General features: G+C 49.2%; 15 protein-coding genes. 1 reads left to right on the top strand and 14 read right to left on the bottom strand.

Annotated elements, in window-relative coordinates:
- Positions 1–58: 58 nt before the first annotated feature.
- Positions 59–415: a winged helix-turn-helix transcriptional regulator gene (locus EDM56_RS14210; protein ID WP_122918562.1), complete on the bottom strand. Its 357-nt coding sequence runs from the start codon at positions 413–415 to the stop codon at positions 59–61.
- A 129-nt stretch (positions 416–544) separates the two neighbouring features.
- On the opposite strand from EDM56_RS14210, the gene EDM56_RS14205 reads away from it, so the two are divergent.
- Positions 545–1,084, top strand: coding sequence for a GNAT family N-acetyltransferase (locus EDM56_RS14205; protein WP_122918561.1), 540 nt, complete (start codon positions 545–547; stop codon positions 1,082–1,084).
- 193 nt (positions 1,085–1,277) lie between these two features.
- Here the strand turns inward: EDM56_RS14205 and EDM56_RS32230 are convergent, their stop codons facing one another.
- The 13 genes from EDM56_RS32230 to EDM56_RS14135 all read right to left on the bottom strand — a co-directional run bounded on the left by EDM56_RS32230 (position 1,278) and on the right by EDM56_RS14135 (position 13,186).
- Positions 1,278–1,439: a hypothetical protein gene (locus EDM56_RS32230; protein ID WP_183192435.1), complete on the bottom strand. Its 162-nt coding sequence runs from the start codon at positions 1,437–1,439 to the stop codon at positions 1,278–1,280.
- A gap of 747 nt (positions 1,440–2,186) precedes the next feature.
- Positions 2,187–2,948 (bottom strand): protein-glutamine gamma-glutamyltransferase, encoded by a 762-nt coding sequence (locus EDM56_RS14190; RefSeq protein WP_122918569.1) that lies wholly within the window; start codon positions 2,946–2,948, stop codon positions 2,187–2,189.
- Between the two features lie 163 nt (positions 2,949–3,111).
- Positions 3,112–4,209, bottom strand: coding sequence for an alpha/beta hydrolase (locus EDM56_RS14185; protein WP_246009385.1), 1,098 nt, complete (start codon positions 4,207–4,209; stop codon positions 3,112–3,114).
- A 121-nt stretch (positions 4,210–4,330) separates the two neighbouring features.
- Complete coding sequence (locus EDM56_RS14180; RefSeq protein WP_122918559.1) at positions 4,331–4,684, bottom strand: alpha/beta fold hydrolase; 354 nt, start codon at positions 4,682–4,684, stop codon at positions 4,331–4,333.
- Positions 4,685–4,886: 202 nt separating this feature from the next.
- Positions 4,887–5,525 carry a cyclase family protein gene (locus tag EDM56_RS14175; protein ID WP_122918558.1) on the bottom strand — a complete coding sequence of 213 codons (639 nt, stop codon included), beginning with the start codon at positions 5,523–5,525 and terminating at the stop codon, positions 4,887–4,889.
- On the bottom strand, positions 5,522–6,589 hold the full coding sequence (locus tag EDM56_RS14170) for an aldose 1-epimerase family protein (protein ID WP_122918557.1): 1,068 nt from the start codon (positions 6,587–6,589) through the stop codon (positions 5,522–5,524). Before EDM56_RS14170 ends, EDM56_RS14175 begins: the two co-directional genes overlap by 4 nt.
- Positions 6,573–7,250 carry a bifunctional 4-hydroxy-2-oxoglutarate aldolase/2-dehydro-3-deoxy-phosphogluconate aldolase gene (locus EDM56_RS14165; RefSeq protein WP_122918556.1) on the bottom strand — a complete coding sequence of 226 codons (678 nt, stop codon included), beginning with the start codon at positions 7,248–7,250 and terminating at the stop codon, positions 6,573–6,575. The genes EDM56_RS14170 and EDM56_RS14165 overlap by 17 nt, the downstream gene beginning before the upstream one ends.
- Before the next feature lie 17 nt (positions 7,251–7,267).
- The gene (locus tag EDM56_RS14160; protein WP_183192438.1) at positions 7,268–8,218 is read right to left on the bottom strand and encodes a sugar kinase; all 951 of its coding nucleotides are present in this window, start codon (positions 8,216–8,218) and stop codon (positions 7,268–7,270) included.
- Positions 8,219–8,266: 48 nt separating this feature from the next.
- The gene (locus tag EDM56_RS14155) at positions 8,267–9,055 is read right to left on the bottom strand and encodes an ABC transporter permease (RefSeq protein ID WP_122918554.1); all 789 of its coding nucleotides are present in this window, start codon (positions 9,053–9,055) and stop codon (positions 8,267–8,269) included.
- Between the two features lie 14 nt (positions 9,056–9,069).
- Positions 9,070–9,918, bottom strand: coding sequence for an ABC transporter permease (locus tag EDM56_RS14150; protein ID WP_122918553.1), 849 nt, complete (start codon positions 9,916–9,918; stop codon positions 9,070–9,072).
- Between the two features lie 5 nt (positions 9,919–9,923).
- Complete coding sequence (locus tag EDM56_RS14145; protein ID WP_122918552.1) at positions 9,924–10,997, bottom strand: ABC transporter ATP-binding protein; 1,074 nt, start codon at positions 10,995–10,997, stop codon at positions 9,924–9,926.
- A 57-nt stretch (positions 10,998–11,054) separates the two neighbouring features.
- Positions 11,055–12,146: an ABC transporter substrate-binding protein gene (locus EDM56_RS14140; RefSeq protein ID WP_122918551.1), complete on the bottom strand. Its 1,092-nt coding sequence runs from the start codon at positions 12,144–12,146 to the stop codon at positions 11,055–11,057.
- Positions 12,143–13,186 (bottom strand): alcohol dehydrogenase catalytic domain-containing protein, encoded by a 1,044-nt coding sequence (locus EDM56_RS14135; RefSeq protein WP_122918550.1) that lies wholly within the window; start codon positions 13,184–13,186, stop codon positions 12,143–12,145. Before EDM56_RS14135 ends, EDM56_RS14140 begins: the two co-directional genes overlap by 4 nt.
- Positions 13,187–13,201 lie beyond the last annotated feature (15 nt).

Genomic DNA, 13,201 nt, shown 5'->3' with positions numbered 1-13,201 from the left:
GGGTTTCTCGACAATCTGAGCTGGTGAATAACCAGTTCTTTTTTTATCCTACTGGTATTTACGCCTCCCCTATGGAATTTCGCTTATTTTGCATCTGCTTACCCCATTTTGCAAGTGAATGTAAAGAAGGTACCAATTCCATTCCGGCTTCAGTCAGTGAATATTCGACCCTTGGGGGAATTTCCATATACTGCTTACGAACAACAAGCCCGTAATCCTCCATTTCCTTTAAGGCTTGCGATAGCATCATATTGGTAATTCCATGTATTCTCCGTTTCAATTCGTTGTAACGCAACGTTTTGTTCTGCCACAACGCCCAGATAATCGGCAGTCGCCATTTACCTCCAATGATGTTAAAAGCGTATGTTAACGGGCAATCATTTTTAACTTTGCTTTCCGTTTCTTCTCTATTCATCGAGTCGCTCCTTTAGTCAGTTTTTACTGACTTAGTCAATAAATACTGCATACTTGTTTAAACGTGATGATCTTTTAAAATGAGATCGTAGGCAATTCAGTAAATGAGAATGTAGAGAGGGTGAAAAACATGAACATTACCTATGAGGTTATACCGGATAACGAAATCGCGTGCTGTAGAGAACTATGCAATGAACTTATGGCCTTTCAGAAGTCGAAAGCAAACATGAAACCGGAACTGTTTGACAACATGAAATTTGAAACAAGGATGATTCCTTCCATAAAAAGCGCAATACATAATCATATTGTGGTAGTGAAAGATGATGATAAACCAGTAGGCTATGTCTATTCGAATATCTCTCCCAAAGAAACCTATTCAAATGATTTTGCCACTTTTTTTGACCTTTCCACTGTCACGAAAAACGATGTAGGTTGTTTATCACAATTTTACCTGAAAGAAGAGTACAGACAACATGGAATTGGATCCACACTCTTCAATCTGTCCATGAAGTGGTTGCAACAATTTGATGATGTTGAAGATTATTTTATCTTTGTCTCAAATGGTAATGATATCGCTTTGGAATTTTATAAGCGCAAAGGATTTTCAGTAAGTCATGATATATTGGACGGTTTTATAACCGTTTTACGAAGCAATAGGAAGCTACCTTAAGCTTTTTGTCGAGCATCAACAACTTTTCTAGTAGTTCCCCATTTAAAACCACCTCATCAGGTGGTTTTATTTGTTATGTATGGTGGAACGGGAGAGCGAATAAAAATACCCCGCCAGAAAGGTGAGGTAATGGAATTTCATCCTCAAATCTGCCCAATCATTGTGATTCGATCGAACATACAATGGTCAAAGATCATGTAAAAGGAGTGATATTGAATGACATTTGGGCCACCTTTTGGACCACCTTCTGGTCGACCGCCAGGACCAGGATTTGGACCAGGATTTGGACCGGGACCCGGATTTGGACCAGGACCAGGACCGGGACCAGGATTTGGACCAGGACAACAGCCAACATCTCCTCCCCCAACCTTCATTCCCTTACAACCCGCTCCCTTTCGAATTGATCCTGGGGCTATTGCGGGCTGTCGGTTTCGTTTTACTTATATTTGGCTTATAGATGGGGATCAATTCTGGTTTTTCCCTGTATTCGTAGGCGGCAGGTCAGTTGCAGGGTTTAGATGGACGGGAAGGTCGTGGAGATATACTGGATTTGATTTACGGTTAATTATTTCATTTACATGCTTTTAAACAACTGTTCCAATCCCTTCTACAATGATTCAATACACAGGATAGGCGTACCTTGAATTTGGCAACATACCTCCCCAGTATGTCAGCACAATTTCCCTACCATAACTGGGGATTCACCCAATCAAATACCAATATCGGAAGCCTTAAAAATAACCGACTGACCCGCAATTTATAGCGAGCAGTCGGTTAGAGGTTTTCTACCTATTTTATCGTTGTGGACGACGATCTGGAATCTTCGTAACTGTATAATTTGGCGCCTGCCCTACTTGTACAAGATCTTGGTTGATAAACAGCCAGATCGTTTCTCCACCAACCTGTATTTTTATTCCCCAACTGTCAACGCTATTTTCGGGATCAGGAGGAAGTATATCAGAGGTATCGCTCTGATTAATCGTTACAACTCCTGTACTCTGATCATAACTCTTGTTTTTGAGAGGGCGTTTTTTCATAGAGAGCATTTACCGTTTATCGTCATGATTCATACGACCTTACCTGATGACAAGTGATTGGGCCTTCAAGGCATTGAATCAGTACTGTACCGGGCCAATGATGCAAAATCCGGGCGGGCAACCCGATTCATCAAATAAGCGGAACGTCTCGCACCTGGCATTCTTAACGTATTAAGATTATAGATCATTTCCGAGGCCCCCATTATCCCGATTCCATGACCATAAAATAAACCATTTCCCAAATACACAACGTTTTCTCCCATCCATTCGGGGGTTTCAGGATTATAATCAGGGTTGTCGAAATACAAAACATCTCCCGGCAGGACTACTGTATTCGTTAGATCTTGTGTGGTTAAACCTAGTCCTTCATCGTATTGACCATCAAAAAGTAAAATAGTAGGAAACAATCGGTCGAATGTTTGTGCACCAATCGATTGCAGAACCGCTCGATAATAAAGAATAATGATTGCGGTTGAACACTCGAAGGCATATTCTGAACCATTCGTAAAAATATCGCGAATGGCATCAGAAGGTCTCACTCCATACCGGAGTTGAAAACCGCCAAAGTCGGTAGTATTCCAATAATCCGGATTCGATCGCGATCGTGAAAAGGATCCAAACGAGGCCCCGCTATCATTAAGCGCTTTGGCCGATTTGACGATGTCATTTCTTAGCTTTAATTCAAACCTTAGTTGATCCAGAGAATCGTACCCGAATACGACTGGGCTTGCAGACATACGTTCTACGATCTCCTGCTGTGTTTGGTTCAAACGCAATTGATTCCTAAGGGTTTCGTAATTGATAAATGATTGACCGATTTTAATCATACCCGTCATGCCTCCGCCATTCATAATGATTATGTATATGCAGAGGCCCATGAAACCGTTTCTTACGGTACATAATGAGTTAGTGCCAGTGCTTTGTTTAGAAAAACAGAAAGAGGAGCTAACACGCTAGCTCCTCGCAAATTGCGCATCGTGGAACGAACGCCTATTTTCGAAGCCATTCGTTGGCAAGCATCGTTGCTCCACGTACCGCCTGTGTGTTGGCCAAGTCGTTCAGCATCATAAAGTCGTGGATGGTGCCGAGAACACGTACTGCTGTTACAGGAACGCCAGCTTGCCGAAGTTTGGCAGCATAGGCTTCGCCTTCATCACGCAGTACGTCCGCTTCATCAGTGATGACCAAGGCTGGGGGAAGTCCTCTCAATTGTTCGGTAGTCGCACGCAGTGGAGAAGCATAGATTTCCGCTCGTTGCTTTGGATCGGTTGTGTACTGATCCCAGAACCACTGCATGACGTCACGACGAAGATAATACCCTGTGGCAAACTGCTTGTACGATTCCGTATCAAACGATGCATTGGTTACAGGATAGAAAAGCAATTGTTTATGAATCGGTGGGCCACCACGATCCTTGTCCATCAGCGTGACAGCAGCCGTCATATTGCCACCAACACTGTCTCCTGCCACCGTCAGTTTATCCGGGTTCATCCCGTACTTTTTCCCATTGTCTGCAATCCACTTTAATGCAGTATAAACTTGCTCGATGGCAACGGGGTATTTAGCTTCAGGTGAGAGACTGTAATTGGGGAAAACGACAACGGATTGTGAACCCACAGCCAGGTCACGAATCAAACGGTCATGTGTATGTGCATTCCCTAACACCCACCCTCCTCCGTGGATGTATAAAATGACAGGGAGATTACCTCTCACGTTTTTTGGTCGTACGATTTTCAGAGATACCTCTCCCGTTGGTCCCCCCTTGATCGTAAGGTCTTTTTCATCTACTGGCAGCTTTCGAACGGGACCCGATTGAAGTTTGTCCAAGTTTTCCCGTGCTTTTTCGGGACCAAGGTCGTACACAAAGGGAGGGTTAGCGGTAGCATCAACGATCTTTTGCGCTTCCGGTTCTAATACTACCTTGGGTGATAGATTTACAGGCACACGCGGTTCTTCAGCAGTAACACCAACTGATGCCGATGCAGCATCAAGAGAATGTCTGAACTCAGTTGAATTCTCACAGCCTGTTGTTACCATCATGAGTGTAAGGATTGGGATTATTGATTTTCCTCTCGCAATCTTTTTCATATGGGTCCTCCTTTGATGTAAACACCTTTTATGTTGTGATCTTTTTTTAACCAAATTATTCAAAATAAAAAAGCCACCCTTTCAGGTGGCATCACTAGCGAACAGTCGATCAAAGATTTATCTACCTATCTTCAGCGTTGTGTAAAAATGCAACCAAGGCTTGATTGAATAGATCGGGTCTTTCTTGTGTGCAGATATGCCTTGCCTCTGGTAGGATCACCAATTGGGAGCCTTCAATGTGCTGGTGCAGATACCGGCTACACTCCACAGGAGTGGTCAGGTCGCCTTCCCCAACGATGACTAATACAGGCTGGCTGATTTTTGCCAAGATGTCTCTACTATCCGCATTGACAGAGGCAATCATCGAAGCTCGATAGGCCGTGGGTTCATTGGCCGCTATCACCTTTTTTGTGTTCTCAATCAACTGGTCAGGAGCTTGCTCAGTAAAAGATCGCCTGGCAATGATTTCGGCCAATTCGTCCAGCTTCCCTTGGTTGTTGTATTGCTGCTTGTAAGTGGAATGTTTGAGTCACCTAGATATTTGGAGCCCTGGAAAAAGGACTATTCCGATCAATTCAAGGATCCCCGAATCAAGCTGACAGCGCATGGTGTGGTATCCTCGAATCGAGATGGTGGAGGCGGGAGATGGGGGAACAACTACCCATCTCCCATTCCCTTTACCCTCTCTTTATTAAAACCGCCCGAGCCGGCGCACCTTCAGCACCTTTCACCTTTAAAGGCAGACAAATCAACTCGTACTCCCCTTCTTGAATCTCAGACAGATCGACCCCCTCGATAATGAGAACATTATTCGTCAGCAGGGTCAGATGCGTCTTTCCTTCCGTTTCAAAAAAACCTTCGATGGAGAGATAATCGATTCCGACTGCTTTAATTCCTTTGCCGACCAAATATTCCGCTCCGCGATGATCCAGGAAAACGTGATCTTTTTGATAGGCGGACAGTTTCAGCAATTGGCTGTTCCGCGTTTTGAACAACACGATTTCGGAAGCTTCCACGATTTTTTCGTATGGGATGAGGTCGTCCTTTGTAATGCATTCTTTCACATGCGACAGGTCGATGACATAGCATCGGCCCGAATAGGCGCCAGCATCAAATTGATCGATTGGTTTGCCATCCGCAATGAAGTGCAACGGGGTATCCACGTGTGTTCCCGTATGCGTGCCAAGCGTAAGTGTGCTGACATTAGCGATGCTGCCGTCCTCCATTTTCATCTCATAGGTCAGGATCGCTTGCTGTTCGCCCGGAAAGCAGGGCATTTCAGCGGATATCGTCATCGTTATGTCATAGATTTTCATGCAGGCCCTCCGAATGTTACTTCGATAAATTTCTGTATGGCCGCGGTCGACTGAAGGAAGCCGAATTCCGCCTCAAAGTGTCGTTCTGCAAACGGCGCCAGCCATTCCAATTGTCCGTTCTCTTTTTCATGCAGCCTCCCGTTCAATCCGCAATTGGATGGCTCAAAGCCCAGGCAATACACGCCTTCCCTGATTCCCTTCCAGATCGAGAATCGCGGAAACTGCTGCTTCCTGAATTTGATGAAAAAGGCCAGTTCCTCATTCGGATTGACGAGCAGCGCGTAGCAGTATTGGTCTTCAGCAGGCTGAAGGTCGACATGGATCACCTCTTCATTCACGTTCTGATCCGGCGGAGGAATCTTGTCAAACTTCTCGAGATTGGCAGCGGAAGTTCCTTCCCATGCTGTTACATTGCCCGCACTGCATACCAGATAGGAGTGTTCGTCAACAAGTGGAAAGCCCAGATTGATATGATACAAAAACAGGAGCGGCGCAGGCTGAAACCCTTGATTGATCACCCGATCATGAATCTGGATCGTTTGAGCGCCGTAGCGGGTTGTGATCGTCCGGTGCATCTCAAGGTTTTCGCCGAAAAGGACGGTTTGCCCCACTTTCCCTTTGACCGACAAGACAAGCGTTTCACCATCCCAATTTTCCGCGTAGGCCACCTGGCTTGCGGGCGTATTGGAGATCCTGCCGTGGAGGCCCAGCTGTTCACTTCCATCCACGCATGGCTCCCCTACCTGGGTCAAGCCGCAAGTCGTCAGCAATCCGCCCGAAAAGTTACGTTGCCAGCCATCCGCTTCCGGTTCGTAAAAATAGCCGGAAGAATACCCGACCGGTGAGAGCCACGCGAAGGGAATTCCGTCAAATTCCACCTGTCCAATATCCAAGGCCCGGTCACTCAAAACCGTAAAACGGAGCCTTCCGTTCCGCACATCAAATCCTTGGACTCCTTTTGCCCTGCCATCCATGAAGGAAATCATCTCAATGCCTGCCACCTGCTTGATGGAACCGACTTTTCGCAGCAGCTCGTATTTTTTCAGGTTAAGATATGCCCTCAACGGGACCTACCTCCAACGCTTTTCTTGCTCGCGCGACCTGCTCGCAGAAAAGCCCGGCTCGCTCCGCAATCCTCGCAAAGTTTTTTTCAGCCAAGTCCATCTTGGTGAGCAAAGCGCTGCCGACACCCACGGCCTCTGCACCATTTTGGATGAATGAGGCCGTGTTTGCCAGCGTGATTCCGCCCGTCACCATGAGCGGGATGTGGCCGAGCGGTCCGCGCACATCTTGGAGAAATGCAGGCTCGAGAACCCCACCTGGGAAAATTTTCACGGCGTCCGCCCCACTCCGATGGGCGACCACCATTTCGGAAGGCGTCATTGCGCCCGGTATGGACAGCTTGCCGCAGTTTTTCGTCATCTCGATGACCGCAGGATCCACATTAGGCGATACGATAAATTCTGCGCCAGCCGAGACCGCCCTCCAGGCGGCTTGCGCATCCAGCACCGTCCCCGCTCCAACCATCACCGAATCGGCGAATTTTTCCTTCACCGTCATGATGGATTGCAAGGCATCCGGGGAATCCAGCGTGATCTCAATCGCGCGGACTCCTCCATCCAGCAGCGATTCCGTCACAGGAACCATCAGGTCGGCAGGAATTTTCCGAATGACCGCTACTACGCCGTTATGAAACAAATCTGTCAGTTGCACTTGGGCCATCATGTTCACCCTCCAATCGCTTATCTCGACACATCTGCGGCCGGCTTTTGCAAGAAACGCTCCACTTCCTCAAACGCGGGCAGCCCCTCCACGTCGCCGTCCGTCTGTACAACCATGGCTCCTACCGCGTTCCCCAGCCGGACAGCCTCATCCCAATCCCAGCCCTTCAGCCGTCCCGCCAGCACACCCGCCGCAAAGCCGTCACCCGCGCCCACAGGATCCACGACATCGTCCACGGGAAAAGCAGGCACAAACTGTTCGTGACCTTTCACGGCGAAATAGGCCCCCTGCTCCCCCAGCTTCAGAATGACAGCCGAAACCCCTTGTTCAAGAAAATAGCTGCTGATGTCACGCGGAGACTCCTTTCCCGTCAAGAACTGGGCTTCCTGCAAACCCGGCATGACCACGTCACACTGGCTGGCGATCGCGCAAAGCGTCGTTTTCGCATCGGACGAGTTCCACAATGTATATCGAATGTTGGGATCGAACGAGACCATGACCCCATTTTGTCTGGCGATCCGCACCGCTTCCAGGGCGGCAGAGCGGCAAGTCGGGCTTAAGACTGGTGTAATCCCCGTGAGATGCAGGCAGGTTGCCTGTTTGAGATAGGACTCGTCCAGATCATCCGGTGACAGAAAGCTGGCAGCCGAGCCCTTCCGATAATAGGTAACCCGCACATCCCGCTTGTTCCGCTTTTCCTTGAAATAAAGGCCCGTCGGACCTCTGTCATCCACGATCACCTTTGACGTATCTACACCCTCGGCGCGAATCGTGGAGAGTACAAACTTGCCAAATTCATCGTTGCCCAGTCGGCTGAACCACCCGGCCTGATGCCCCAAGCGCTGAACCCCGATCGCGACATTGGACTCGGCGCCCCCGATCTGTTTGTGGAAATGCTGAACATAGCGGAGCGCTCCCGCTTTTCCGGGATTGAACAAGACCATCGATTCACCAAACGTTATCAATTCAATCGGATTCAAAGACAGCTCCCTCCTCTTAATGCGTTGACCTGTTCGGCGTCAACGGCTTGCTTCCTTGCTGAAAAACGCTCTTTTGCCCAGAAAGAAGATCAGCATGAGCGACAGCAGAACGATGATGGAATAGATGGCGTTGATTTGCGGGGAGTAGCCGAACCGGATCATCGACCAAATTTGAATAGGCAAGGTATTATCCGTCCCGATCAGGAAAAAGGTGATCACGACCTCATCCAGCGACAGGGTTAAGCCGAGCAAGGCTCCTCCTGCCAAGGCTCCCCGAATATTCGGCAAGGTAATGCGAAAAAAGGTTTGCAGTGGCGTTGCCCCCAAATCCATCGAGGCGAATTCAAGCCCCTTGTCAAATCTGCGCAGCCGGTCCATCACCAGAAACATCACGACAGGCGTTATGAACGAGACATGCCCGATGACGACGGTCAGCAGCGAGGACTCCACATGGAAAAACTTGAAAATCAGCGTCAGCGAAATTCCCGTTATAATCCCTGGCAAGATATAAGGAAGCAGTATGGAAAGCTGCAGGAACTGGCTTCCCCTGAACTTGTGGCGCTGAAACAAGAGGGCTGCCATCGTGCCGAACAGGATGGCGATCAGCGTTGCCGGGATGCTGACAAGGAAGCTGTTTTTTGCCGCAACCCACAGCTTGGGATCCGCAAACAACTTCATGTACCAATCAAGCGTAAAGGATTTCATCGGCAACGTAGCCATTCTCGACGGATTGAAGGAAAACAGAATGGTTACAAGAATCGGAAAGTAGAGATAGGAGTAAACCAAAAAAGCGAACAAATGGAACATCCATCTTTTCAGACGGGACACGGCTCTTCACCTCGTTAGTTTTCTTCAAATACCCCTTTCACATCGGTAAATCTTCGCGTCAGGACCATGACCGACAGGATAAACAGCAGCATGATCACGGCGAGAGCCGCACCCAATGGCCAGTTGAAACTACCGCCGAATTGCGTCTGGATCACGTTGCCGATCATGATGCCATTCGTGCCTCCAACCAGTGAAGGAGCCATGTAATCGCCAAACGCTGTGATGAAAGCGAAAGTAAATCCGGTCACAATCCCAGGCAAACTCAAAGGGAGAGTAACCGTGACAAAACGTTTCCTGTCATTGGCACCAAGATCGGAAGCAGCGAGCAGCAGACTGACGGGGATTTTCTCCAGAACGCTGTAAATCGGTATAAAAGTGAAAGGGATCGAGATGCACAGCATGGTGATAACCACTGCTGTGTTATTGAAAAGGAACAGGGTGGATGGCTCCTTGAGAATGCCGACCATCATCAGAAAAGAGTTGATGAATCCCTGTTCGCCCAGAATGGTCCGCCACGAGTAAATGCGGATCAGGTACCCGACCCACAGCGGTGCCAGCACGCTCAGGTACAGAATCGTCTTGTACCTGGCTCCTCTTCCGATCACGTAAAGGGCAAGGAAAAAGCTGATGATGGTTGAGAGCAACGCGACGAAACAAGACAACCTGACTGTTTTCCAAAATAGCGCCAAATAAATCGGATCGTGAAAAACGGTTGCATAGTTGCTCAGCGTAAATGACGGCTGGACACGAAAATCTCTGACTTCCCACAGGCTATATAACACCATGGTTCCGATCGGCAGCATGATGAACAGCGTCACCCAGATGCAAATCAACAGGAGCAGCCACCGCTTGTCCTTTGCCATGCGAATCACTCCTTCACCACGATGACATCTTCCGGTTTAAAGTACAGATCCATCTCTGTATCAGGGACAACATCAACACTTGCATTCTGATCGGTTACCCTTACCAGAACAGGGGTTCCGTCAGCCATTGCCAGCGACAATTCCTTCTCAGACCCGTAATAAGCATCTTCAATAAACCGGGCGCGAATCCGGTTGGTATAGCGTTCATCTTTTTTTTGCAAACTGATTCTTTCCGGCCGAATGGACAGAAAGACGCTTTCTCCAGCTTTGTATGGCAGAAGAGATTTGGTGGTCAGGACGTTTCCCTGAAGCACCTGAATTTCATGAGGAGACGCCACCATTCCGCCCAGCAAGTTCGTTTTTCCAATAAATCCGGCGACGAATCTGGTTTCCGGCCGCTCATAGATATGCTCCGGGGTTCCCACCTGATGGAGCACGCCTTTCTCCATCACCGCCACACGATTGGACAAGCTGAGCGCCTCGCCTTGATCATGAGTGATATAGACAAAGGTGATCCCCACTTCTTTCTGCAAATGCTTTAACACCTTTTGCATTTCTTGCCGCAAATGGAAGTCAAGCGCTGACAGCGGCTCGTCCAAAAGCAACAGCTCCGGTCGTGACACCAACGCTCTGGCCAAAGCGATGCGCTGCTTCTGCCCGCCGCTCAGCTCGTGCGGATAGCGCTTCACAAATGGCCCCATGCTAACCATCTCCAGGCTCTCCCGCACGCGTCGGTCAAGCTCGTCCTGGCTTACCTTTTTCAGGGTTAACGGATAGGCAACATTCTTGTAGACATTCATATGCGGAAACAACGCGTAGTTTTGGAAAACCGTGTTGACATTCCGCTTGAAAGGCGGGAGCGATTCTGTCTGCTGCCCCTCCAAGAGAATGGACCCTTCAGACGGGTATTCAAAGCCTGCGATCATTTTCAGCGTCGTCGTTTTTCCGCAACCGCTCGGCCCTACGATGGAAAAGAACTCCCCCTTCTTCACCGTAATATTCAAATTTTTGACCGCTTCATAATCGCCATAACGTTTCCAAACGTTTCTGATCTCAAGCACAGCGCTTTCCTCTTTCATGCCCTGCCGGTCTCCTTTCCAGGGGGGCGCCGAATCCCCCCTTGTCAGCCTCAGATGTTATTGCGCAGCCTTCACTTGATTCCATAAGGCAACCCGTTTTTCAAAACTTTCGGGATACGCGATGTAAACCAGTTTGTCAAAATACCCCTGATCGTCCATATGGGCGGCTTTCGCTTCCTCCGGGGTCAAAAGATTTGCAGCCTCCTGATTCACGCCGCCGTACCCCGTTTTACGGATCAATTTCGTCTGAACATCCGCCGAAATAAGGTAATCCAGGTACTTGTGGACAAGCTCAAGGTTTTCAGTACCTTGGCCGATGACGGCATTATCTACCCAGACAAGCGCCCCCTCCTTCGGAATCACTTCTTCGATCGACAGTCCCTGCTGCTTCAGATCGGAAATCATCGTCGACCCCATAGCGTAACCCAGCCAAGCTTCGCCGCTGGCCATCAGGCTCTTCCCATCCTCAAAGCCGCTGTAGTACGTTTTCACAACCGATTTTTGCTGGATCAGCTTCGCTTTGATCTCTGCCATTTGCCCGTCGTTCAGGTCGTAAGGATCGGAAATGCCCAGCATCAGCCCCGTCATCGCAACCTGATTGTTGGCATCATCCATAGTGATCACCTTCCCTTTGTACTTTTGGTTCCAAAGAGCTTCCCAGGAATTGACCGGTTCCTTTACTTTTTCCGTATTGACCATCATCGGCAAGGAGCCCCAGGCAAACGGCAGCGCATACGTTTGCCCGTCAATCACAACATGCTTGTCATTTTTCTCCTTCAACTGCTTGATCAGTTCGTTGACATGCGTTAGTTTGGCGGTATCGAGCGGCTGGATCAGGTGGAATTGCTGATAGCGCTTCACAGAGCCGCCATCGACGAAAATCAGATCGTATTTGACTGACCCTGCCTGGACCTTGGCGAACATATCGTCCACGCTGCCCGCGTACGTCACATTGACTGTCACGCCGTACTTCTCCTCGAAGGGCTTGACCCAATTGGGCTCCTGGTAGCCTTCCCATGACATCACGTTTAGGGTCTTGCCCTGAAAAGGAGAAGCCTCCGAACCGGCTCCGGAATGATCCACCGAACCGCAAGCGGCGCTGAACATCACCGTCAGTATCGCGAGAGCAGCACTCCACATTTTTTTCATTCGATGTCCCCCTTATCGTTTGATGAATCGGACCACTTCACCACCGCTTTGATTCCCGCAAATCGATCGAAGTCGTCAAGAAAGGACGGAACGTCCTCCGGGTTCAAGACCTTTTCGACGAACGGATCCAGCGTTATGAGCCCGCTTTTTACGCATTCGATGGCTCGCGGCCAGACGGAAGGCGAATTCGTCCTTCCAAAGATCGTCAGGTTCTTCAAGATGATTTCGCGGTGCGGAAAGTTGTCTGTGCATTCATCTTTAAAGCCGTACAATACGATTCTCCCGCCTATCCTGGCGTATTGAACGGCCGACTGAACCGTTTCCGAAAGACCGACTGCATCAATGACCAGATCAAAACCGCCCTGCGACTGTACCGGATGCGATTTGTCCAGCTTCGATACTTCATCGCCGCCGATCAACACTTCCGCCCCCAGACTTTTCAGCAATCCGACCCTGTCCTCTCTTTTATAAACAACCGTATTGCTCGCTGCCCCCATCATCCGCACGATCTGCGTAAAGTAAAGCGCTGCCGCTCCATCGCCGATGATCAGGACTTGTTCGCCTGGATTCACTGAAGCTGCATCAACAGCGCCGAAAGGACACGTCATAGGTTCAAAAATCGCTGCCGATTTCATTCCCATCACGTCAGGAATCTTATGAGTGCAACGGGAGAGCGCTTTCACATATTCCGCCCACCCGCCGTCCACATTTATCCCCAATTCCCGATAGATTTGACAAAACTCCGGCTTGTTCGCGCGGCAAAATCTGCATTCTCCACAAGGAACGGCAGGGTCTACAACCACGCGATCGCCGACTTCAAGCCCCTTGACCAAATCGCCTTTTTGGACGACAACCCCGCTGATCTCATGCCCCGGTATCAGCGGAAGCGGGCTGGGCAGCTTGCCGGTGATGATCTCCTTATCCGTCGCGCAGATTCCCGCATAGGCCACCTTGATCAAAACCTCGGCAGGTCCTATTTCAGGGATTGGCACTTGCTTTTGCTCCAGCACATTCTTTTCGGTTAAAACCAGCGCTTTCATTATCACTGCAACCGT

This window comes from Brevibacillus fluminis (assembly GCF_003710825.1).
Classification (GTDB): Bacteria; Bacillota; Bacilli; order Brevibacillales; family Brevibacillaceae; genus Brevibacillus_D; species Brevibacillus_D fluminis.
Note: the sequence above shows the minus strand (reverse complement) of the source record. Positions and strands in the feature narration are given on the sequence as shown.